This is a genomic window from Pseudoalteromonas sp. SR45-6 (assembly GCF_014163545.1).
In the GTDB taxonomy this organism is placed as follows: domain Bacteria; phylum Pseudomonadota; class Gammaproteobacteria; order Enterobacterales; family Alteromonadaceae; genus Pseudoalteromonas; species Pseudoalteromonas rhizosphaerae.
The window spans coordinates 1-513 of sequence record NZ_JACJDM010000182.1 but is presented as its reverse complement, the minus strand read 5'-3'; the positions used below and the strand labels follow the sequence as shown (position 1 = coordinate 513).

Here is a 513-nt window from a genome sequence, read left to right as displayed (position 1 = left end):
AACGCAGCACCGAATGCCTTAACGATTGCCACCCCGATTGAGGTTGATGGCCGGATCAATGCTGTAGAAGATGGCAGTGTATTGATCACCGGCTCTGGCGCAGAAGCCAATGCCAGTGTCAGTGTAACTATCAGCGATGGCGCGAATAACTTATCACGTACCGTGACGGCCGATGGCTCTGGGGCATGGACTATCAGTGGTAGTGAGTTTGATGTCAGCAGCTTTAACGATGGCACGCTCACCGTCAGCGCCACACAAAGTGATGCGGCGGGTAATACTTCCAGTGCAGCCAGCACCGCGGTGATTTTAGATAACGCAGCACCGAATGCCTTGACCATAACGACCCCGATTGAGGTTGATGGCCGGATCAATGCCGTAGAAGATGACAGTGTATTGATCACCGGCTCTGGGGCGGAAGCCAATGCCAGTGTCAGTGTGACTATCAGCGATGGTTCGAATAACCAATCGCGTACTGTGACGGCTGATGGCTCTGGGGCATGGACTATCAGTGGT

General features: G+C 53.6%; 1 protein-coding gene. It reads left to right on the top strand.

The window, feature by feature from the left end; translation table 11 throughout:
• Window positions 1-513: Ig-like domain-containing protein (locus tag H5158_RS22805; protein ID WP_182740990.1), on the top strand; the 513-nt coding region annotated here is incomplete at both ends.